27 protein-coding genes are annotated in these 18,899 nt (G+C 56.4%); 11 read left to right on the top strand and 16 right to left on the bottom strand.

Going from position 1 to position 18,899, the window contains the following annotated elements:
• Nucleotides 1-4: 4 nt before the first annotated feature.
• The 5 genes from rnpA (at nucleotide 5) to EUU23_RS01720 (ending at nucleotide 3,791) form a co-directional block, all read left to right on the top strand.
• Nucleotides 5-340 carry a ribonuclease P protein component gene (rnpA, locus tag EUU23_RS01740; protein WP_160352410.1) on the top strand — a complete coding sequence of 112 codons (336 nt, stop codon included), beginning with the start codon at nucleotides 5-7 and terminating at the stop codon, nucleotides 338-340.
• Complete coding sequence (gene yidD / locus EUU23_RS01735) at nucleotides 337-549, top strand: membrane protein insertion efficiency factor YidD (RefSeq protein ID WP_160352409.1); 213 nt, start codon at nucleotides 337-339, stop codon at nucleotides 547-549. The genes rnpA and yidD overlap by 4 nt, the downstream gene beginning before the upstream one ends.
• A gap of 36 nt (nucleotides 550-585) precedes the next feature.
• Entirely contained in the window at nucleotides 586-2,358 is a 1,773-nt protein-coding gene (yidC, locus tag EUU23_RS01730; RefSeq protein WP_160352408.1) for a membrane protein insertase YidC, read from the top strand.
• Between the two features lie 156 nt (nucleotides 2,359-2,514).
• Nucleotides 2,515-3,126: a ribosome biogenesis GTP-binding protein YihA/YsxC gene (gene yihA, locus EUU23_RS01725; RefSeq protein ID WP_179956497.1), complete on the top strand. Its 612-nt coding sequence runs from the start codon at nucleotides 2,515-2,517 to the stop codon at nucleotides 3,124-3,126.
• Between the two features lie 2 nt (nucleotides 3,127-3,128).
• Nucleotides 3,129-3,791, top strand: a complete 663-nt coding sequence (locus EUU23_RS01720) for a glutathione S-transferase family protein (RefSeq protein ID WP_160353482.1) — start codon at nucleotides 3,129-3,131, stop codon at nucleotides 3,789-3,791.
• Here the strand turns inward: EUU23_RS01720 and EUU23_RS01715 are convergent.
• Genes EUU23_RS01715 through EUU23_RS01660 form a run of 12 tightly spaced genes read right to left on the bottom strand, consistent with a single transcriptional unit; the run spans nucleotide 3,788 to nucleotide 10,233 of the window.
• Complete coding sequence (locus tag EUU23_RS01715) at nucleotides 3,788-4,234, bottom strand: cupin domain-containing protein (protein WP_160352406.1); 447 nt, start codon at nucleotides 4,232-4,234, stop codon at nucleotides 3,788-3,790. The two genes, EUU23_RS01720 and EUU23_RS01715, sit on opposite strands and share 4 nt — an antisense overlap.
• Before the next feature lie 10 nt (nucleotides 4,235-4,244).
• Nucleotides 4,245-5,321, bottom strand: coding sequence for a chorismate synthase (gene aroC, locus EUU23_RS01710; RefSeq protein ID WP_160352405.1), 1,077 nt, complete (start codon nucleotides 5,319-5,321; stop codon nucleotides 4,245-4,247).
• Entirely contained in the window at nucleotides 5,318-5,689 is a 372-nt protein-coding gene (locus EUU23_RS01705; RefSeq protein ID WP_160352404.1) for a VOC family protein, read from the bottom strand. Before EUU23_RS01705 ends, aroC begins: the two co-directional genes overlap by 4 nt.
• On the bottom strand, nucleotides 5,689-6,021 hold the full coding sequence (locus EUU23_RS01700) for a hypothetical protein (protein WP_160352403.1): 333 nt from the start codon (nucleotides 6,019-6,021) through the stop codon (nucleotides 5,689-5,691). Before EUU23_RS01700 ends, EUU23_RS01705 begins: the two co-directional genes overlap by 1 nt.
• Nucleotides 6,022-6,025: 4 nt before the next feature.
• Nucleotides 6,026-6,277, bottom strand: coding sequence for a DUF2442 domain-containing protein (locus EUU23_RS01695; protein ID WP_160352402.1), 252 nt, complete (start codon nucleotides 6,275-6,277; stop codon nucleotides 6,026-6,028).
• On the bottom strand, nucleotides 6,261-6,503 hold the full coding sequence (locus EUU23_RS01690; protein WP_160352401.1) for a DUF4160 domain-containing protein: 243 nt from the start codon (nucleotides 6,501-6,503) through the stop codon (nucleotides 6,261-6,263). The genes EUU23_RS01695 and EUU23_RS01690 overlap by 17 nt, the downstream gene beginning before the upstream one ends.
• The gene (locus EUU23_RS01685) at nucleotides 6,503-6,757 is read right to left on the bottom strand and encodes a DUF2442 domain-containing protein (RefSeq protein WP_160352400.1); all 255 of its coding nucleotides are present in this window, start codon (nucleotides 6,755-6,757) and stop codon (nucleotides 6,503-6,505) included. Before EUU23_RS01685 ends, EUU23_RS01690 begins: the two co-directional genes overlap by 1 nt.
• Nucleotides 6,732-6,983, bottom strand: a complete 252-nt coding sequence (locus EUU23_RS14385; RefSeq protein WP_160352399.1) for a DUF4160 domain-containing protein — start codon at nucleotides 6,981-6,983, stop codon at nucleotides 6,732-6,734. Before EUU23_RS14385 ends, EUU23_RS01685 begins: the two co-directional genes overlap by 26 nt.
• Nucleotides 6,984-6,994: 11 nt before the next feature.
• Complete coding sequence (gene fabI, locus EUU23_RS01675; RefSeq protein ID WP_160352398.1) at nucleotides 6,995-7,822, bottom strand: enoyl-ACP reductase FabI; 828 nt, start codon at nucleotides 7,820-7,822, stop codon at nucleotides 6,995-6,997.
• 28 nt (nucleotides 7,823-7,850) lie between these two features.
• Entirely contained in the window at nucleotides 7,851-8,786 is a 936-nt protein-coding gene (locus EUU23_RS01670; protein WP_160352397.1) for a YhjD/YihY/BrkB family envelope integrity protein, read from the bottom strand.
• Nucleotides 8,779-9,711 (bottom strand): DnaJ C-terminal domain-containing protein, encoded by a 933-nt coding sequence (locus tag EUU23_RS01665; RefSeq protein ID WP_160352396.1) that lies wholly within the window; start codon nucleotides 9,709-9,711, stop codon nucleotides 8,779-8,781. The genes EUU23_RS01670 and EUU23_RS01665 overlap by 8 nt, the downstream gene beginning before the upstream one ends.
• A 54-nt stretch (nucleotides 9,712-9,765) precedes the next feature.
• Nucleotides 9,766-10,233, bottom strand: coding sequence for an ABA4-like family protein (locus EUU23_RS01660; protein ID WP_160352395.1), 468 nt, complete (start codon nucleotides 10,231-10,233; stop codon nucleotides 9,766-9,768).
• 51 nt (nucleotides 10,234-10,284) lie between these two features.
• Between EUU23_RS01660 and pdxH the strand changes: the two genes are divergently transcribed.
• Genes pdxH through EUU23_RS01640 form a run of 4 tightly spaced genes read left to right on the top strand, consistent with a single transcriptional unit; the run spans nucleotide 10,285 to nucleotide 12,945 of the window.
• Nucleotides 10,285-10,881 (top strand): pyridoxamine 5'-phosphate oxidase, encoded by a 597-nt coding sequence (gene pdxH / locus EUU23_RS01655; protein ID WP_160352394.1) that lies wholly within the window; start codon nucleotides 10,285-10,287, stop codon nucleotides 10,879-10,881.
• Nucleotides 10,882-10,907: 26 nt separating this feature from the next.
• Nucleotides 10,908-11,831, top strand: coding sequence for a cation diffusion facilitator family transporter (locus EUU23_RS01650; protein WP_160352393.1), 924 nt, complete (start codon nucleotides 10,908-10,910; stop codon nucleotides 11,829-11,831).
• A complete protein-coding gene (locus tag EUU23_RS01645; RefSeq protein WP_160352392.1) occupies nucleotides 11,824-12,621 on the top strand; it encodes a PhzF family phenazine biosynthesis protein in 798 nt (265 codons plus the stop codon). Before EUU23_RS01650 ends, EUU23_RS01645 begins: the two co-directional genes overlap by 8 nt.
• A 36-nt stretch (nucleotides 12,622-12,657) precedes the next feature.
• Entirely contained in the window at nucleotides 12,658-12,945 is a 288-nt protein-coding gene (locus tag EUU23_RS01640; RefSeq protein WP_160352391.1) for an EF-hand domain-containing protein, read from the top strand.
• A 44-nt stretch (nucleotides 12,946-12,989) separates the two neighbouring features.
• On the opposite strand, the gene EUU23_RS01635 is transcribed toward EUU23_RS01640, so the two are convergent.
• Nucleotides 12,990-13,439, bottom strand: a complete 450-nt coding sequence (locus EUU23_RS01635) for a peptidylprolyl isomerase (protein WP_160352390.1) — start codon at nucleotides 13,437-13,439, stop codon at nucleotides 12,990-12,992.
• A gap of 137 nt (nucleotides 13,440-13,576) precedes the next feature.
• Between EUU23_RS01635 and mgtE the strand changes: the two genes are divergently transcribed.
• A complete protein-coding gene (gene mgtE, locus EUU23_RS01630) occupies nucleotides 13,577-14,986 on the top strand; it encodes a magnesium transporter (protein WP_160352389.1) in 1,410 nt (469 codons plus the stop codon).
• Nucleotides 14,987-15,010: 24 nt separating this feature from the next.
• A complete protein-coding gene (locus EUU23_RS01625; protein ID WP_160352388.1) occupies nucleotides 15,011-15,415 on the top strand; it encodes a DUF1489 family protein in 405 nt (134 codons plus the stop codon).
• Between the two features lie 216 nt (nucleotides 15,416-15,631).
• On the opposite strand, the gene nudC is transcribed toward EUU23_RS01625, so the two are convergent.
• Genes nudC through EUU23_RS01610 form a run of 3 tightly spaced genes read right to left on the bottom strand, consistent with a single transcriptional unit; the run spans nucleotide 15,632 to nucleotide 18,880 of the window.
• The gene (nudC, locus tag EUU23_RS01620) at nucleotides 15,632-16,498 is read right to left on the bottom strand and encodes an NAD(+) diphosphatase (protein WP_160353481.1); all 867 of its coding nucleotides are present in this window, start codon (nucleotides 16,496-16,498) and stop codon (nucleotides 15,632-15,634) included.
• Nucleotides 16,499-16,505: 7 nt separating this feature from the next.
• Nucleotides 16,506-17,807 (bottom strand): serine hydrolase domain-containing protein, encoded by a 1,302-nt coding sequence (locus EUU23_RS01615; protein ID WP_160352387.1) that lies wholly within the window; start codon nucleotides 17,805-17,807, stop codon nucleotides 16,506-16,508.
• The gene (locus EUU23_RS01610) at nucleotides 17,807-18,880 is read right to left on the bottom strand and encodes an A/G-specific adenine glycosylase (RefSeq protein ID WP_160352386.1); all 1,074 of its coding nucleotides are present in this window, start codon (nucleotides 18,878-18,880) and stop codon (nucleotides 17,807-17,809) included. The genes EUU23_RS01615 and EUU23_RS01610 overlap by 1 nt, the downstream gene beginning before the upstream one ends.
• Nucleotides 18,881-18,899 lie beyond the last annotated feature (19 nt).

Raw genomic sequence — 18,899 nt, 5'->3', positions numbered from 1 at the left:
CGATATGCGCGGTTACAGCGTCATCAAAAAACGGTCGGATTTTCTGGCCGCCAACCGGGGGAAGCGTTACGCAACTCCCGGTTTTGTTTTGCTGGTAAAGGACCGGCAAGACGAGCAACCCGACATTCGGCTTGGCATCACCATCACCAAAAAGGTGGGCAATGCCGTTGTCCGCAACCGGATGCGCCGTCGCTTTCGCGCGCTGGCGCAGGAAATGCTGGCCGAAAAGGGCAAGCAGGGTGCGGACCATATCCTGATCGGACGCGATGGCGGCATTGAACGCGACTTCGGCACCTTGCGCGCCGATATGGCAAAGGCGTTGGAAAAGCTCTGCCAATGATCGCGCGGCTTCTCATACTGGTGGCGCGCGGCTGGCAATTGGGCCCATCGCGCATCCTGCCGCCAACCTGCCGCTACAGCCCGAGCTGTTCGGCCTATGCGATAAACGCGCTTCAAAAATATGGCGCAATTAAGGGTGGCTGGCTGGCCATCAAACGGCTATTGCGCTGCCAACCTTGGGGCGGTCACGGGCACGATCCCGTACCATGAACCACCCAACAGCTTGAATAACGGGGAAAGTTAAACGTGGACGATAAGCGTAACCTGATAATTGCAGTTTTGCTGACAGGCCTCATCCTGTTCGGCTGGCCCTATATCGCCAGCACATTCTTCCCAACCCCTGCTGCTGTCACGGCTCCGGCCAAGGCCCCGGCTTCATCAGATGGGGCGACCACCGCCGACGCCGCGCTGGGATCACCTGCGGCAGCGGAAAAAACGATTTCGCTGACCGACGCCCTGAAAGCATCCGGCCGGGTGCGGATCGAAACGCCCAAATTGGGTGGGTCTCTCAACCTTGAAGGGGCAAAGATTGACGATCTGCTTTTGCTAACACACCGGACTGCATTGGCGAAAAACTCGCCACCAGAGCGGTTATTTTCACCTTCAGGTACCAAAAATGCGTATTTCGCACGTTTCGGCTGGGTCGGAACCGGGGTGACAGTACCGGACGACAAAAGTGTCTGGACACCCAGTGCAAGCGCATTGACACCGGCGACACCGGTCACCCTGCGCTGGACCAATTCTCAAGGCCATATTTTCGAAATCGCGCTGAGTATCGATGAAAATTACATGATCAGTGCCAAGCAGCGTTTCACCAATACGGCAACCGCACCGGTAGAAATCGCCAGCTTCGCCTTGCTCAGCCGCACGGGCAAACCTGCCGATGCAACGACTGGCGGGTCAATTTTTACCCATATCCACATCGGCCCTATGGGCGTGTTCGACAGCAAACCCAATTATGATTGGGGTTATGTCAATGTCGCCGACAATGCCGGAGGTGAAGTCAAATTCAATACGACCGGTGGGTGGTTAGGCTTTACCGACAAATATTGGCTCGGCGCTCTGATTCCTGATCAAAAAGTACCGGTTGCGACCAAATTCCGGGCGAGTGGCAACATCTATCAAGCCCAGTTTATTCCAACCCGCTATACAAATGTCGCGCCCGGGGCATCAACCGACAGCACCGCACGCCTGTTTGCAGGCGCCAAGGAAATGGCGGTGCTGAATGGCTATTCCAAGAAACTGGGCATTCCCTACCTCGATTATGCCATCGATTGGGGATGGTTCTGGTTCATCGCGATTCCCTTCTTTTGGATTTTGCACTGGCTGTTCGGCCTGTTTGGCAATTTCGGCCTTGCAATCATTGGCCTGACAATCATCGTGCGTGGTTTCATGTTCCCTGTGGCGCAGAAACAATTTGCATCGATGGCGCAAATGCGTTCGGTCCAACCCAAAATGAAGATATTGCAGGAACGGTGGAAAGACGACAAGCCACGCCTGCAGCAGGAAATGATGAAGTTGTACAAGGACGAGAAGGTCAATCCGCTTGCCGGATGTCTGCCGGTACTGCTGCAGATCCCGATCTTCTTCGCGCTATACAAGATCTTGCTGCTGTCGATCGAGATGCGGCACCAGCCCTTTGTCCTGTGGCTCAAGGATCTGTCGGCACCCGATCCATTGACCCCGGTCAACCTGTTCGGTCTGCTGCCTTTCGATCCACCGACATTTCTGGCCATCGGCGTTCTGCCGATCCTGCTCGGCGTGACAATGTGGCTGATGCAAAAGCTCAATCCGCAGCCGATGGATGAGGTTCAGAAGCAGGTCTTTTCGATCATGCCCTGGTTCCTGATGTTCATCATGGCACCGTTCGCAGCCGGGCTTCAGCTCTATTGGGTAATGTCGAACCTTGTGTCGATCGCTCAGCAGAAGTGGCTCTACTCTCGCCATCCCATCCTCAAGGAACAGATGGCGAAGGAAGCCGAAGAAAAAGCGCGGGAAAAGGCGAAGGCGGCGACGTGAGAATCTTAGGCGTCAAAAAGACTGTCATGCTGAACTTGTTTCAGCATCTTACTTTCGGCCGCTTATGTAAGACCCTGAAACAAGTTCAGGGTGACACTCTATTGGTTCAGGGTGACCGTCTGTTGGTTCCGGGTGGCGGCTTTTGATATGAACGACATGACGTCCAAAATTTTCTCAGGCCCGGTCACCTTTTTGAAATCGGCCCCGAAACTGGAATTTTTGCCCGACCCCACGGTGCCGGAAATCGCCTTTGCGGGACGGTCCAATGTGGGCAAGTCGAGCCTGATCAACGCGCTGGTCAACCGCAACAACCTCGCCCGTGCGTCGAACACGCCGGGCCGCACGCAGGAATTGAACTTTTTTGATGTCGGCGACCCTGCGCTGTTCCGCATCGTGGATATGCCGGGCTATGGCTATGCGAAGGCACCTGTCAAAACGGTCCAGCAATGGCGCTATCTGATTAACGATTATCTGCGCGGTCGTGCGGTGCTCAAGCGCGTCTTCGTGCTTATCGACAGCCGCCACGGCATCAAGGAAGTCGACCATGAGATCATGAAGATGCTCGATAATGCGGCGATCAGTTACCGCATCGTTCTGACCAAAACCGACAAGATCAAAGCGACCGAGCGTGAAGCCGTCGAAGCCGACACAATGACAAAGCTTCGCAAACATGTCGCCGCTTATCCCGAATTATCCGTGACATCGGCAGAAAAAAAGGGCGGGATTGAAGACTTGCGCGGTGCGGTGTTAGAAGCAGTGGCATCATGACGCTGAAAATCATCATCGGGAATAAAGCCTATTCAAGCTGGTCGCTGCGCGGTTGGCTGGCGGTAAAGCAATCAGGGTTGCATTTTGATGAGCAGGTCGTTCCGCTCTATGATGACAATTGGGAGCAGCGGAAGCGAGAAGACGATTTGGCACCGTCGGCGGGCAAGGTTCCCATTTTATGGGATGACGATGCGGTCGTCTGGGACAGCCTGGCGATTATCGACTATCTGGCGGACAAGGTCGGCCGCGACCGGTATTGGCCCAAGGACAGGGTCGCGCGCGGCATGGCGCGGTCGCTTTCCGCCGAAATGCACAGCGGCTATGTGGCGCTTCGCCGCGAGTGTCCGATGAATATTCGCAAAAGCTTTCACGACGTCACTGTCTCCGCCGATACCCGCACCGATGCCGTCCGTATTTTGCAAAACTGGGCCGAGGCCCGCTCCCGCTTTGGGCAGCAGGGACCCTATCTGTTCGGGACCTTTAGCGCGGCGGACATCATGTTTGCACCTGTGGTTACCCGCTTTGTGACCTATGGTTTTACCCTGCCCGGCTTTGCCCAAAGCTATGTCGACGCCATGATGGCACACCCGTGGATGGAAGAATGGTATGCGGCGGCAGCGCAAGAACCTTGGACGATCCAGCGGATCGAGGATGCTGCCCGCTAAAACTCGCTGCCGTCTTTTTTGCGAAAGCCGGTCCCGTTGAACAGGTGCATGTCGATATCCGGATAATGGCAATCGGACGCTGATGGTCGGCCGATAGCGACAAACACACAGTCGCTGTCGCTTTCATTGATCAGTACATGGCCATTGGCGGCACCTTTGGGAAACACGGCGACATCGCCGGAACGCATGATGTGGCGGCCGTCATTTTCAACCAATACAGCTTCACCGGAGAGCATGATGACCATTTCGTCCTCATCTTCATGCCAGTGCCTTTGGGATGACCATGCACCGGGTTTCAGGACAACATGACTTGCGCCAAATTCGGTGAGGCCTGAAGGCGGAGCAAGGCGACGATAGAATCTGCCCTCAACTTCAGTTGCATAAACAGCAGGATAGCCTGTGGCATTGGTTTGCGGGATGCTCTCGATATCCAGTTTGGGCATTGTCTTTCTCCTATCCGCATTGCGCCCGGTGCAGCAGTTTCTGGTCGGCCAGCACCAGCGCCATCATCGCCTCCACCACCGGCGCGCCGCGAATGCCGACGCAAGGGTCATGGCGGCCCTTGGTGACGATATCGGTGGCCTCGCCTTCGCGCGTCACCGTCTCGACCGGGGTGAGGATGGATGAGGTCGGCTTGAACGCCACCCGGACGATGACCGGCTGTCCGGTAGAAATACCGCCCGCAATGCCGCCGGCATTATTGGCGAGAAATTCAGGCTGGTTGGACCCGGCCGTTGAGGGCCGCATCCGGTCGGCATTTTCCTCACCGCGCAATCGGGCGGCTTCAAAGCCCGCGCCGATTTCGACGCCCTTGACGGCGTTTATGCTCATCATCGCGGCGGCCAGTTCGCTGTCGAGCTTCGCATAAAGCGGCGCGCCCCAACCTGCGGGAACACCCGTTGCCACGCATTCGATCACCGCGCCCAGCGAGGAACCGGCCTTGCGCGCCTCGTCCACCAGCTTTTCCCAACGGCCGGCGGCGGCCTCGTCGGGGCAGAAGAAAGGGTTCTTGCCGATCTGTGCAATCTCGAAATTGTCGCGGTTGATCGCATCGCCGCCGATTTCGGCGACATAGGCGATAATCTCGACATCAGGAATAACTGCCCGTGCCACTGCGCCTGCGGCAACCCGCGCGGCTGTCTCGCGCGCACTTGACCGGCCACCACCGCGATAGTCGCGGAAACCATATTTGGCGTCATAGCTGTAGTCCGCATGGCCGGGGCGATAGGCCTTGGCGACGTCGGAATAGTCTTTCGACCGCTGGTCGACATTTTCGATCATCAGCGAAATCGGCGTTCCGGTCGTCCGACCTTCGAAAACGCCTGACAGGATACGCACGGCATCAGGTTCCTGCCGCTGCGTCGTGAAGCGCGACGTGCCGGGGCGGCGCTTGTCCAGAAAGGGCTGGATATCGGCTTCACTGAGCGCCAATCCGGGAGGGCAACCGTCCACCACCGCGCCCAAGGCAGGCCCATGGCTTTCCCCCCAAGTGGTAAAGCGAAAGACGCGGCCGAAGGTGTTAAAGCTCATAAGCGGGTCGTCCTGTCCATAAATTCGATACGATTACCAAATGGGTCATTCGTGAAAAACCGCCGACGTCCCTCAACATCAATATCACTCACAATATCATACCCCGCATGTTCCAACAGACTGCGCGCTTCGTCCAGTGCATTTGTCTTAAAAGCAATATGCGCTTTTTGAGCAGCCCGGAATTCGGGATCAACGCCAAGGTGCAGTTGCAGCGATCCCGCAGCAAACCAGCAACCGCCTCTTTTCCGATTTCCAGGCGGTTTCGGGATTTCTGCGAGTCCCAATAATGTACCGAAAAAAACGCGGCCTTGGGCCTCGCCGCCCTCGGGAATAGCGATCTGAACATGGTCAATTTCGAAATCGATCATTATGTCACTATATCGTCATTCGCCGGCCGTTTTGCCTTGCGATACTTGACCTGTTCCTTGCCAATCCAGGTCCGCACCGCGCGGTAGATAATCAAGGTCACGGCAAGGGCCAAAATGCGCGCCGCGTGAGGATATCCAAAAGCGGTGCCGATCCGGCCGCCCCAGACGAACGCGCCGATCAGCGCGCCGAACCCGGCCATCGACACAAAGCCGTCAAGTATGGGCGGCAAACCCTCCCAATAATGCCGTGCGTGCCAATATCCGTGCAAGCCGACCAGCAACGCGCAGCCGACGAGGAGGAGGACTAACTCGTTACTATGACCCTCGAACAAAATTTCAGGCCGCCTGACGCGGAGCGTTGCCTTGACCCCGTCCGATCAACATACCCTCAATCGATACATCCTCGTCGATTTCGTCCCAATGGATGCCGCCCGGGCTTAGTTCATATGCCTGACGTTGTGCCGGTGTCGCCTTGTGGAGCCTGGGATACCACGAGATGGGAACAGTAATTATCCTGCCATCCTCAAGCGTCGCGCTCATCAATTCGCTGGTAAAACTGACACTTACCGGCTCAGGCAACAAATACATGCCACTGCTCCTCAAACTCGACTTTATGTTCAATTACCATTGTTTCCAGCATTTTCAAAGTACGCTCGTCAAACCGCCGGGTCCAAGCGCAGCGCACTGCCGGCGTTAACCAGAACTTCGCTTCGGCTCCATCCTTGCGAACATGGATATGCGGCGGTTCACGCGGGTCACCTTCGCTAGAATAGAAAAAGAAACGAAAACTCTGATATCGGAGTAAAACTGGCATTATGCCGCATAGCGCTTCTCGGGCGGCAGTTCGATCCGTCCCGACAATATCAGCCGAACAGAGATATCTTCATCTAGCGCTTCCCAATGCATACCACTTGGCGACAGGAAAAAATCCTGCCGATCTTGCTCTGATCCGTTCAAAAGGCGGGGGAACCAAGCCAATGGAACGCCTATAACACGACCATCATCCAATGTAACCCACATGGAATCCTGATCGAATGAAATTTTAGTCGGTTCCGGCAAAGAAACCATGCCAAGCCTCCTCAATTTCTTGCGTGTGAAGCGTCACGATTTCCAATATCATACGCATATCACGAGCATTTATGCCATGATTATATGCGACACGCGGCTCGGGATAAAGCCAAACCTTCGCGTCGGCATCAGGTTTTGCAACATGGACGTGAATGGGCTCACGCGGGCTCCCTTCATATGCAAAAAAATGAAAGCGCCAACCACTTTGGCGAAAGACGACAGGCATTCAAAATCAACCTAACTCAACGAAATATCAGGGGCATCCTCCTGCTTCATGCCGACGGTGTGATAACCTGCATCCACATGATGCGTCTCGCCGGTCACGCCCTTGGACAGGTCAGACAGGAAATAGAGCGCGGAGGCGCCTACATCGTCGATGGTCACATTGCGGCGCAGGGGCGAGTTATACTCGTTCCATTTGAGGATATAGCGGAAGTCGCCGATACCCGATGCAGCCAATGTCTTGATGGGACCAGCCGAAATCGCATTCACGCGGATACCGTCAGGACCCACATCATTGGCCAGATATTTGACCGAAGTTTCCAAGGCCGCCTTTGCAACGCCCATGACGTTATAATGCGGGACGACCTTTTCGGCGCCATAATAGCTGAGCGTCAGCATGGAACCGCCGCCTTCGCCCGTTTCCGGATCAAGTGGCTTCATCATGGCGGCGGCGCGCTTGGCGACCGCGGTGAAGCTGTAGACGCTGATGTTCATGGTCATCAGGAAATCATCAAGGCCGACATCGAAATATTTGCCGCGCAGCGCTTCCTTGTTGGTGAAGCCGATGGCGTGGACGACGAAATCGATCGTGGGCCATGTGTCGGCCAGCGTCGCAAAGGCACGGTCGAGATTGGCCATGTCCGCAACATCACAGTCGATCAGAAAGTCGCAGCCCAACTGTTCCGCCAGCGGACGGACGCGCTTTTCCATAACCTCGCCCTGATAGCTGAATGCAAGTTCGGCTCCTTCGGCTTTCAATCGTTGGGCAATGCCCCAGGCCAGCGACTTGTCGTTGGCAAGGCCCATTATCAGCCCGCGTTTACCAGCCATCAATCCGCTCATATCATCCTCATATCTTGAAAAGTTCGGGTTATCTGTCCCTTAATCCATTTTCATGCGCGTTGGCCAGTGCCGCGTTCAATTGCGCGCCGGTCACCATGCCCAGGCCAACCAGATAGAAAAAGATAAGCGCGACCATCACACCGGCAAGGCTGCCATATGTCACATCATAATTGGTGATGGTCGACAGAAACCAAGGCAGCACGGCGGTACAGCCAAGCCACCACAGGCTGACCAGCGCCGCACCTGGCCATTTGGGATAAATGCGCGCGCGATATTTAAACGGGGTCAGACCCCTGAATATCAGATAGATAGCGGCAAATAATATAAGGAAAGGCACAAAGCGGCCAAGTGCGAAATATCCGGCGACATTTTGCGCCGAGGGGATGAAGCGGTAAACAAGATCTTCAGCGGCGGTCACCAGAACTTGCGCGCTGAACGCCGCCATCGCCAGCAATACCGAAAACACGACGGTTCCAAGCGAACTTAACCGATATTGCCAGAAATGCAGATGCGGCTGTGTGCCATAGGATCGGTGCATCACATCCCTGATGGTTTCGATCAGGCTGGCTGTCGTCCATAAACTAACCGCGCCGCCAAACCATAAAAGTGGGCCGGATCTGGCTGCCATCGCGCTTTCGACCGGTCCGCGCAGGGCGTCGGCGACGCCGGGCGGTACCGTCTGAAAAAAGGCATTGATAAGCGCGATGCCCGATTGCGTCTGGCCAAATGCACCGGCAATGGCGGCCGCCACAATGCAAAATGAAAACAGGACGACCAGTGAAAGATAGGCAAAATTACCCGCATGGACAAAGCCTTCGCTGTATACGCCGACGAAGACGCGCTTCATCACCTCCCACAATTGTTGCGGCGTATCGAGATGCGAGAACCAGCGGGCTTCACTCTCGCCATGCAACGAAGCGCTGTGCGCCCGGGCCTCTGGAGAGAGAGGAGAATGTTCAGACACCCATATCGACCCGCACAGGTTGATCGGACAGGCATTCGGTCAATTTCGCCAGTTCCGCCGGGTCATTGGGCAAATGGATCATCAAACTCACTAACTGATCGCCGCGTTCACCTGCCTTGTCGGTAAAACCCCGGCCTTTGATCCGTAATGTCGCCCCCGAATTCGTGCGTGGCGGGACGGTCAGCAATATGGGCCCGTCAACGGTCGGCACCTTTACCTTGCCACCAGCCACCGCCTCTTTCAGCGATATCGGCAAATCGATACGGATGTTATCGCCGTCGCGGACCAGATGGGGATGCTTGCCAATTTTCAGGGTCACCATGGCATCCCCATGCCCGGCCGGACCGGGCTGTCCTTTGCCCGGAATACGGATTTGCTGTCCTGAAACAACGCCCTTGGGCAGTTTGAATTCGACTGTTTTTCCATCGCGCAATGTTATCCGCTGCGGCGCTAAAATGGCCGCATCGGTGAACGATACCAGATGTTCATAGGCGATATTGGCACCTTTTGCCAAAGGTTGCGGTTGCGGGCGAGATCCTGGATTAGGCCTTGTGCCGCCCCCGCCACCGCCGCCAAATATTCCATCGAAAATATCGCCAAGATCAATGCCGCTACCGGCAAAGTCAAAACTCGCGCTTCCCGGATTTTGTCCTGGTCCTCCGAATCCGTTACCGCCGCCGCCATAACCAAAGGGCGCACGCGCCTGACCATTTTCGTCAATCTCGCCCCGGTCAAATTGCGCCCGCTTTTTGGCGTCGGACAAAAGATCATAGGCGCGCGTTACCTCGCTGAACCGGTCGGCAGCCTTGGGATTATCGGCATTTTTGTCCGGATGCAGTTCCTTGGCGAGCTTACGATAGGCGGTCTTTATCGCCTTTTCGTCCGCGCCTTTTGAAACGCCCAAAATCGAATATGGATCGGCCATTCTTGTCCCTGTGTTAGCACTCTACCACTCTAAATCGGGATTGTTGGCGATAAGTCAACTCGGCACCGTTGAATTTTCGGGCCTTCCCTTATGAGTCGCGCGCAAAATGAGATATAAAAGCAGGCCAATCGGACCCAGCATGAACACGAAAAACAAGACAGGTATCTGGACGATACGGGGATAGCCGTGCCGGTCCGCATTGCGTGCAACCCAGATGCCGACAAACAAGTCAAACGCCAGATAGTGAATCCATCCGATTGTCGCGCCCCCGGGGCTGGCAAATAGGGACATAACGCCCGAAAGCTGTGTGAAATCAGCAGGCGGTCGACCCGCTGGCCCGCCATCATCAATCCAGCCAGCCAACAAAGGGATGATAAGCGACGCATAAGTCAGTGCCAGAAGTCCGCAACCCAAAAAGAGCAAGTAAGGCAACACCCGGTCCCGCTGCGGGGCAAAGGCGAGGACCAGCCAGCAGAGCAAGGCCCAACTATTTGTCCACGTAAAGATGTTTTCCCAAGGCATAATCTCGTCTTCCCTCTTTCAACTGATGCCAGTCTAGCCTATCGCCGCGATATGGAAAGACCCGATCCCTTCAAGCTATTCGACGACTGGTATACCGAAGCACGCGCCAGCGAAATCAACGACTCCAACGCAATGGCACTGGCGACGGCGGGGGTGGACGGACAACCGTCGGTGCGTATGGTGCTGCTGAAAGGGCATGGCGCAGATTTGGGTTCGCACGGCGGATTTGTTTTCTACACCAATTTTGAAAGCCGCAAGGCGGGACAATTGCTCGAAAATCCGAACGTTGCCCTATTGTTTCACTGGAAATCGCTGCGCCGCCAAATCCGGATCGAAGGGGCCGCTACTCCGGTCGAAAATACCGTCGCAGACGCCTATTTCGCCACCCGCTCGCGCAATTCGCAACTGGGTGCATGGGCGTCCGACCAATCACGCCCGCTGGCCGACCGCGCGACGTTCGAGGCGCGCTTTGCCGAGGTTGAAAGCCGGTTTGAGGGTCAGAACGTACCGCGCCCGCCGCATTGGTCCGGCTGGATGGTCAGCCCGAAGCGGATCGAATTCTGGCAAGATCGCGAATTCCGTCTGCACGAACGCTGGCTCTATGAACGCACGACCGACGGCTGGACCAGCGGAATGCTCTATCCGTGAGCCTTGCCCACAACCACCATCATGAAATGCATGGTTCGCTGACCACCCGCGCGGCGATTGCCAGTGTGTCGATGGCATTGTTCCTATTGGCATTGAAGCTGTTCGCCGCCGCCGAGACAGGATCGGTGGCATTGCTCGGGTCGCTGGCCGACACCGGTTTCGATGTGCTTGCATCATTGCTGACGCTGTTCAGCGTGCGCTATGCCGCCCGTCCGGCGGATGACAATCATCGCTTCGGACATGGCAAGGCAGAGGCGCTTTCGGCGCTGATCCAGGTCGTCCTGGTGATCGTATCGGCGATCCTGATCGGGTGGCGTGCAATCGAAAGGCTGGGGTCGCAAGAAACAACGGCGCACCCCGAATATGGTATCGGGGTTTCGGTGATAGCGATTGTCGCAACGCTCGCGTTACTAGCGTATCAGCGGCAGATTGTCCGCAAGACAGGCTCGGTCGCCATTCATGCCGACCATGTCCATTACCAGTCGGACCTGCTGCTCAATATCGCTGTTATCATCGGTATTGCGCTTGAAACCTTTTTACATCTGCGCGGGGCCGACCCTGTATTTGGTTTGGTCATCGCGCTCTGGTTGTTATGGGGGGCGTTCCGTGCCGCCCAAATGGCACTGGACCAATTGCTTGACCGCGAATGGCCAGAGGCAAGGCGCACCCAGTTTATCGAAGTCGCGATGCGCCATCCGCAACTGCGCGGTATTCACGATATGCGAACCCGGTCCAGCGGTGTTCATGATTTCTGTCAGTTCCACGTCTGGGTCGACCCCGACATGACGATATTGCAGGCGCACCGCATCATGGATGAGGTTGAAGAGGCGCTGATGCAGGAATTTCCCGGTGTCGAGGTGCTCATCCACCCTGACCCCGAAGGCCATAAGGACGAATTGGGTTATGTCCCGTCCGAAACAGTTGAACATCAGGATCACGACCATGACTGACTTGCCCTATTTCCACGTTGATGCCTTTGCCGAACGGCCCTTTACCGGAAATCAGGCGGCGGTGATGCCGCTGGACGCATGGCTGGACGATGCAGTGCTGCAGGCCATTGGCGAAGAGAATAATTTTGCTGAAACCGCCTTCACAATCCCCGATGCGACCGGCGAGGCGGACTTTGAACTGCGTTGGTTTACGCCAGCGGTGGAAATCCGCCTGTGCGGACATGCGACGCTCGCCAGCGGGCATATTTTGCTACAGCAATTTCCGGACAAGGACCGCATCACCTTCCGCACGCGCAAGGCTGGAATCCTCGAGGTTCGCCGTGAAGGGGATGGCTACGCTGTCGCCCTGCCCGCGATCCCGACCGACGCTGTCGATGTTCCGGAAATGATCGCAGCTATGGGCGGCAAGCCTCTGGCGATGCGGCGTAATCCCGATCATTATAATCTGTTCCGCTATGAAAGCGCCGCCGAAATCCTTGCGCTGAAACCTGATATGAAAGCGTTGGCCGCCTTTGGCGATGACAGCTTCACCGCCACAGCCCCCGGGACCGATACTGATGTGGTCAGCCGTGTTTTCGTACCCGGCGCAGGCGTCGATGAAGACAGCGTCACCGGCAGCGCGCACGCCGTCCTGACACCCTATTGGGCAACCGAGCTGGGCCGCAACGAATTCACGGCGCATCAGGCGTCGGCGCGTGGTGGCTATCTGAAATGCCGTCTGGATGGGGACAAGGCCTGGCTTTCCGGCAAGTGCGTAACCGTCGTAAAGGGCACATTCAGCTTGGGTTGAACAGGACGTAATTCTTACTAGGAAAAAGGAAAATATATGCTGAAATCAATCGCTATCGGCGCATCTTTGTTCTGCGCCACGGCCACATTCGCGCAGCAACCTCCTGCGCCACCGGCCGGCGGTATGCCAGGACCTGAACAGATTTTCGCTTTTTTGGACGCTGATAAAGACGGATTTATCGCTAAAAACGAAGCACAAGGCCCGATGGTACAGCATTTCGATTTCATCGATTCCGACAAGGATGGCAAAATCTCCGTCGCCGAACTTAAAACCGCCATGGAAGCCATGCGCCCGCCAGAGCCGCCAAAGGGTGACGCTGAGTAAGGATAGTTGTTGGGGACAGTCCTTCAGGGACAGTCCCCAACCGTTTAGCCAATGGTCGCCTTGCGGATAACGCCAGGATTTGCGGGTGGCTCACCCTTGGGCAACGCATCGACATGTTCCATGCCGCTGATGACCTGACCCCAGACGGTATATTGCCGGTCAAGGAAAGTGGCGTCGTCAAAGCAGATGAAAAACTGGCTGTTGGCGGTATTCGGATCATTGGTCCGCGCCATCGAACATATACCGCGCACATGCGGTTCGGCGTTGAATTCCTGTGCCAGATTGGGCTTGGACGAACCGCCCATGCCGGTGCCATTGGGGCAACCGCCCTGCGCCATGAAACCGGGGATGACGCGGTGGAATTTCACGCCATCGTAGAATCCTTCACCGACAAGTTCCTTGATCCGTGCGACATGATTAGGTGCCAGATCGGCACGCAATTTGATAACAACATCGCCGTCATCAAGGTTTAGGGTAAGGGTTTCATCTGACATAGCGTGCTCCTTCTGGAATGAATGCCGCATGCCCTAGGGCAAGCAATCGCTGTGGCCAAGCCAAAATCATTGCATTTTGAACTTGGACGCTTAGGAGGATGCCAACCTGCATCCAACGTCCCAAGGGGAGGCCGCATATGACCAGCGAACCAGCCGATCCTGTCACCATCGACGACGACGTCATGGAAACATTGGACGAAGACAATATCCTGACCCGCGACTTTGTCGCCCGCGTTCTCGACGCGGTGCAAGACGGCAATGTTGATGAGGTCAAACGCCTCGTCGAGCCGCTACACGAAGCCGATATTGCCGATCTTCTGGAACAGACATCGTCGGAACGGCGCGGACCGCTCGCTGTGGCCATGGGCGATTTGATGAGCGCCGAGGTGCTTGCCGAAATCAATGACTGGGTACGCGATGACATCATCGAAGCGCTACCTGCGGCACAGGTCGCCGATCTGGCAGGGCAGCTCGATACCGATGATGCCGTCGCCATTATCGAGGATATGGAGGAGGAGGACCAGCAGGCCGTCCTTGCCGAACTCGACCCCGAGGACCGCGCCGTCATCGAAGACGCGCTGTCTTATCCCGACGAATCCGCCGGTCGTATCATGCAGCGCGAGCTGGTCGCGGTGCCCGAACATATGACCGTTGGCCAATTGATTGACTATCTGCGCGATCATCAGGATTTGACCACGGAGTTTTGGGAAGTGTTCGTGGTCGATCCGCAACACCGGCCGGTCGGCACGTGCAAATTGAGCTGGATCATGCGGAGCCAGCGCACAGTGCCGGTCAGCGACATCATGGCGCATGAACAGACGCTTATTCCCGTTGATATGGACCAGGAAGAAGTCGCGCTCCGTTTCCAGAAATATGCCTTGATTTCGGCGGCAGTGGTGGATGATGGCGGCCGTCTGGTCGGGGTCATCACGGCCGATGACATCGTCCACATCATTCAAGAAGAAGCGGATGAGGATTTCCTTCAGCTATCAGGCGCAGGCGAAGGCGACATTAACGAACCGATTGCCGACAGCTACAAGGCGCGTGTACGCTGGTTGATCGCCAATCTGGGCACCGCGATGGTCGCCAGTTTCATCATCGCCCAATTTGGCGCCGCTATTGAAACGATGGTGGCGCTGGCAATATTGATGCCCATAGTCGCCTCCATCGGCGGCAATGCCGGTACACAGACATTGGCGGTTACCGTGCGCGCGCTCGCCACCAACCAGTTGACGCAGTCCAATACCATGCGATCCATCGTGCGCGAAATCCGCGTCGCATTGTTGATCGGTGCGACCATTGCGATTATCGCGGGGCTTGGTGCAGGATTTATTTTCAGCAATTGGCTGTTGGCCGGTGTCATCGCGACGGCAATTTTATGCAACATCGCATTGGCGGGGCTTTCCGGGGTGGCGATACCGGTTCTGCTCGACCGGCTTGATCAGGATCCGGCGGTATCAAGCTCGATTTTCGTCACGATGATTACCGATTCGATGGGCTTCCTCATTTTCCTCGGGCTCGCAGTATTCAGCGGGCTTGCAGGCTAGCGTAACCGTTCCCAAATACCGTCCATGCCCCTCAACATGACCAAAATTGCCTTTGGTGCGGCAAGCGCCGCAGATCTGCGGGACCGGCTTGCCCATTATGCAGAGGCGGGAGAGGTACGGCTGACCACCCGCTATCTGCCCAAAAGAGTGTCGGAAATGGCCGGTGGGTCGCTTTACTGGATACATGCCCACAGCATGATTGGCCGCAGCCCGATACTCGGTTTCATGGAAAATGGCACAGGCCGCCATTGGATACGGATCGAACCCCGCCTCATTCCTGTCCGCGGCATCCCCAAACGCGCGCATCAAGGCTGGCGCTATCTGGAAGAAAAAGACGCCCCGCCAGACCTGGGCGATGGCGAAGCCGACGCCCGCGACGATATGCCACCCAAAATGCTGGGCGATTTGATGAAGATGGGGTTGGTATAGCGTACCTTACTCCCCTCCCGCACGCGGGCGGGGGATTTCAACCCCGCTTTAAATATGACCGTCACCCTGAACTTGTTTCAGGGTCTATTTGTCAGGTCAGTCCTGCCCTGTCGGGGCACCCCAAGTGGTGACGCGCTGTTGGGTGCGCTTTCTTGCAAAGGGTATGCGGTGCGATGGACCCTGAAACAAGTTAAGGGTGACGAGGTGAGTGCCGGGTCATGTGGTCGCCCAATGTTTCAGCAAACTGTGCGCGATGGCAAAGGGTGGTGGTGCATTGAACGTGCGCGATTCGGCATTTTCAAGCGCGGCTTGGGCCTCTTCCTTGCTGATCCATTTGGCATCCTCAAGCTCGTCGGTGTCGAGCGTTATGGCGTCGTCAACCGCATCAACGATACATGCGATCATCAGTTGCGCGCCGCCAAAGGGCCAGGGCTGGCTGGTCACATAGCGTACTTTGCCGCAGGTGATTCCAGCCTCTTCATGAATTTCACGGCGAACAGCCTCTTCAATGCTTTCGCCCGGTTCAAGGAACCCGGCCAGCGCCGAATAGTTTCCGGGTGGAAATCGCGACTGGCGTCCAACGAGCGCCTTACCGTCATATTCGGCCAGCATGATGACGACAGGGTCGGTGCGCGGAAAATGCTCCTTGCCGCAATTGCCACATTTGCGGCCCCAGCCTGCCCGGAACAATGTGGTCAGATGCCCACATTTGCCGCAGAACCGATGGCCGTTATGCCATTCGATCAGGCTGCGCGCGGTGCCGTATATCGCCGCATCTTCAGCCGGTAACATCGAAAGCGCGCGCCATATCGCAGGGGAACGGAAAACATCGCCTTCTGCCTCTGCCAAGGCAACAAAATGCGGCTTGCCATCAGACAGGCCAAGCAGGATAAGTTCTTCCGAACCCGACAATTCGGCCGCGGAATGCCACACCAACCCACCTTCAGCGGCAAGGACAGGATCAAGTCCGTCAAGTCCCAGAATCCTGGCGCGCCAATCCCCCAACAGCGCCCCATAGGCCTCGGCATCATTGCGGACCCGGTCGGCACGATCAAGCGGTGAGCCGGTGAAGCCGGGGCTCATCACCAAATCAGGCCTGAATGCCCAAATCGGCCAATACCCATTTGGCAAATTCCTCATGGAACGGATAGACATTGCTGGGCACATATTGGGCCATGCATACCGCGCGGACTTTGCGGCGCGTATCGACAAAAGCAACCGTCCCTGCGGCACCACCCCAGCCAAAAGTGCCTTCAAATGCACCTTTGCCCACGCGGCCACCGGCACCATTTCCGGCGCCGGCGATGAATGTACCTTCGGTTTTGATGCCTGCGGGTAACAGGTCGGACATCGCCAATGCCGCGGTTTCGGACGCCATCACCCGAACCCCGTCCAGTTCCCCGCCATTTTGCAGCATATGCAGAAACCGGTCATAATCACGCGCCGAACACACCAGCCCTGCCCCGCCAAAGGCGAATGCTGGCTTGTCGAGATAAATGCTGGTCGGTGCAGGATCGATTGGAATCAATACACCGTTTATGGGCGCATAATTGGTAACAAAGCGCTTTGTTTCGGCGGCGGGCACCTGGAAATAGCTGCTCGTCATTTTCAACGGTTCGAATAGCCGCGTTTTCAAAAAGGCCTCAAAATCCATACCGCTGGCCACTTCGATAACGCGACCGAGCAGGTCGAGTGCGATTGAGTAGCTCCATTTCGTGCCGGGCTCGGCAATCAATGGCAGTGCGGCCACCCGTTCGGCAAAGGTCTTCAAATCGGGTGTAGGTGCAGGGGTTTCAAATCCGGGAAGGGGAAAGCGGCTCATGATCGCAGGGTTGATGCCCTGTTGATTATACACTTTCAACAACGGTCCCTTGGTAATGATATTATACCCAAGGCCCGCTGTATGCGTCAGCAAATGCCGGACGGTAATCTGGTTTTTCGCAGGCACCGATTCAAGGCTGTTGTCAGGATCGGTCAACACGGACATTTTTGAAAATTCCGGCAAGAAATCGGCGATTGGCTGATCCAGCTTCATTTTGCCGTCACCCACCAACATCATTGCGGCAATGCCGGTAATCGGCTTGGTCATGGAATAAACGCGCCACAAAGTGTCGATATCGACCGCAGTCTTGTCACCCTGTGCGATGGTGCCGACCGAAATGACATCGGTCGCAATCGAACCCTTGCCGATCGCGGCCAATACGCCCGGCAGTTTGCCTGAAGCGACATAGCTGTCAAACTGCGCCTTGATCGTCGGATATTTTTCGGCCGCAAGCGCCCAAGCCCTTGACGGCAGGAACGCAGTCGCTGCACCTGCCAGGGTCAATCCGCCGCCCCAGCTTAAAAAGCCACGCCGATCAAATCCCGTCCGGGCCAATGCCTGATGTTCCATTACGTCTCTCCTAAAGCGAATGCCTCTTTTGCTGCCTTGCTGAATAGAGTTGGCAGACCAGCCTTGTCGAGAGAATTTACGTCCCACCATTCGCCCTCAAGCGGTGGATCCGCCTTCTCGCCCCATGCCGTAACGGCAATGGTGATTTCCAGGGCAAAATGGGTAAAGATATGTGAAACCGATTTTGGCAAGAACGTCCAACTGGCGTCAAAAGGCGGCAATCCGTGGCCATTTTCACGGGCATTCCAGCCGTCATCCGGTAAAGCGCGCATCGCCCCCAACATCCCTGTGTCGGGACGGCGGACCAGCCAGACCCTGCCCCCTTTTCGCACCCAATATATGGTGCCGGTGCGGACAGGCTTAGCCTTTTTTGCCGGTTTAACCGGATAAGCTTCGGGATTTCCCGCTTGCCATGCCATGCAATGGTGTTGCAGCGGACATATCGGGCAAGAAGGCGCTTTCACCGAACAAATGCCTGCACCAAGATCCATCATCGCCTGGGCAAAGTCCCCGGGTCTTTGAGCGGGCGTGATCGTGTCGACGCGCTGATAAATATCTGGCTTGGCGCGTGGCAGGGGGGTTGCGATGGCGAACAGGCGCGATGCGACGCGTTCAATATTGGCATCGACAACAACCGCCCGCCGGTCAAACGCAATCGCCGCAATCGCCGCCGCTGTATAAGGGCCGATGCCGGGCAAAGAAAGCAATGCCTTTTCCTGATCGGGCAACATGCCGCCATGGTCCTGTACAACAGCCCGTGCACAACGCAGCAGATTGCGCGCCCTTGCATAATAGCCAAGCCCTGCCCACGCAGCCATCACATCGGCATCATCACAGGCTGCCAATGCGGTAAAGTCGGGCCAACGCTGTGTGAATATGTGGAAATAGGGTATGACGGCGGCAACTGTGGTTTGTTGCAACATAATCTCCGACAGCCACACATGATATGGGTCAGGCGCGCCATGCCCCGGACGTTTGCGCCAGGGCAAATCACGCGCATGCCGGTCATAACGGTCAAGCAGGAGCGCCGCGATATCCCCAGTTTTCTGGACGGAATGTTGGACGACGGTCATTGGAAATGGCATGGATCAG

The organism is Sphingorhabdus profundilacus (genome assembly GCF_009769755.1).
Classification (GTDB): domain Bacteria; phylum Pseudomonadota; class Alphaproteobacteria; order Sphingomonadales; family Sphingomonadaceae; genus Sphingorhabdus_B; species Sphingorhabdus_B profundilacus.
This window is presented reverse-complemented; position numbering and strand designations above follow the sequence as displayed.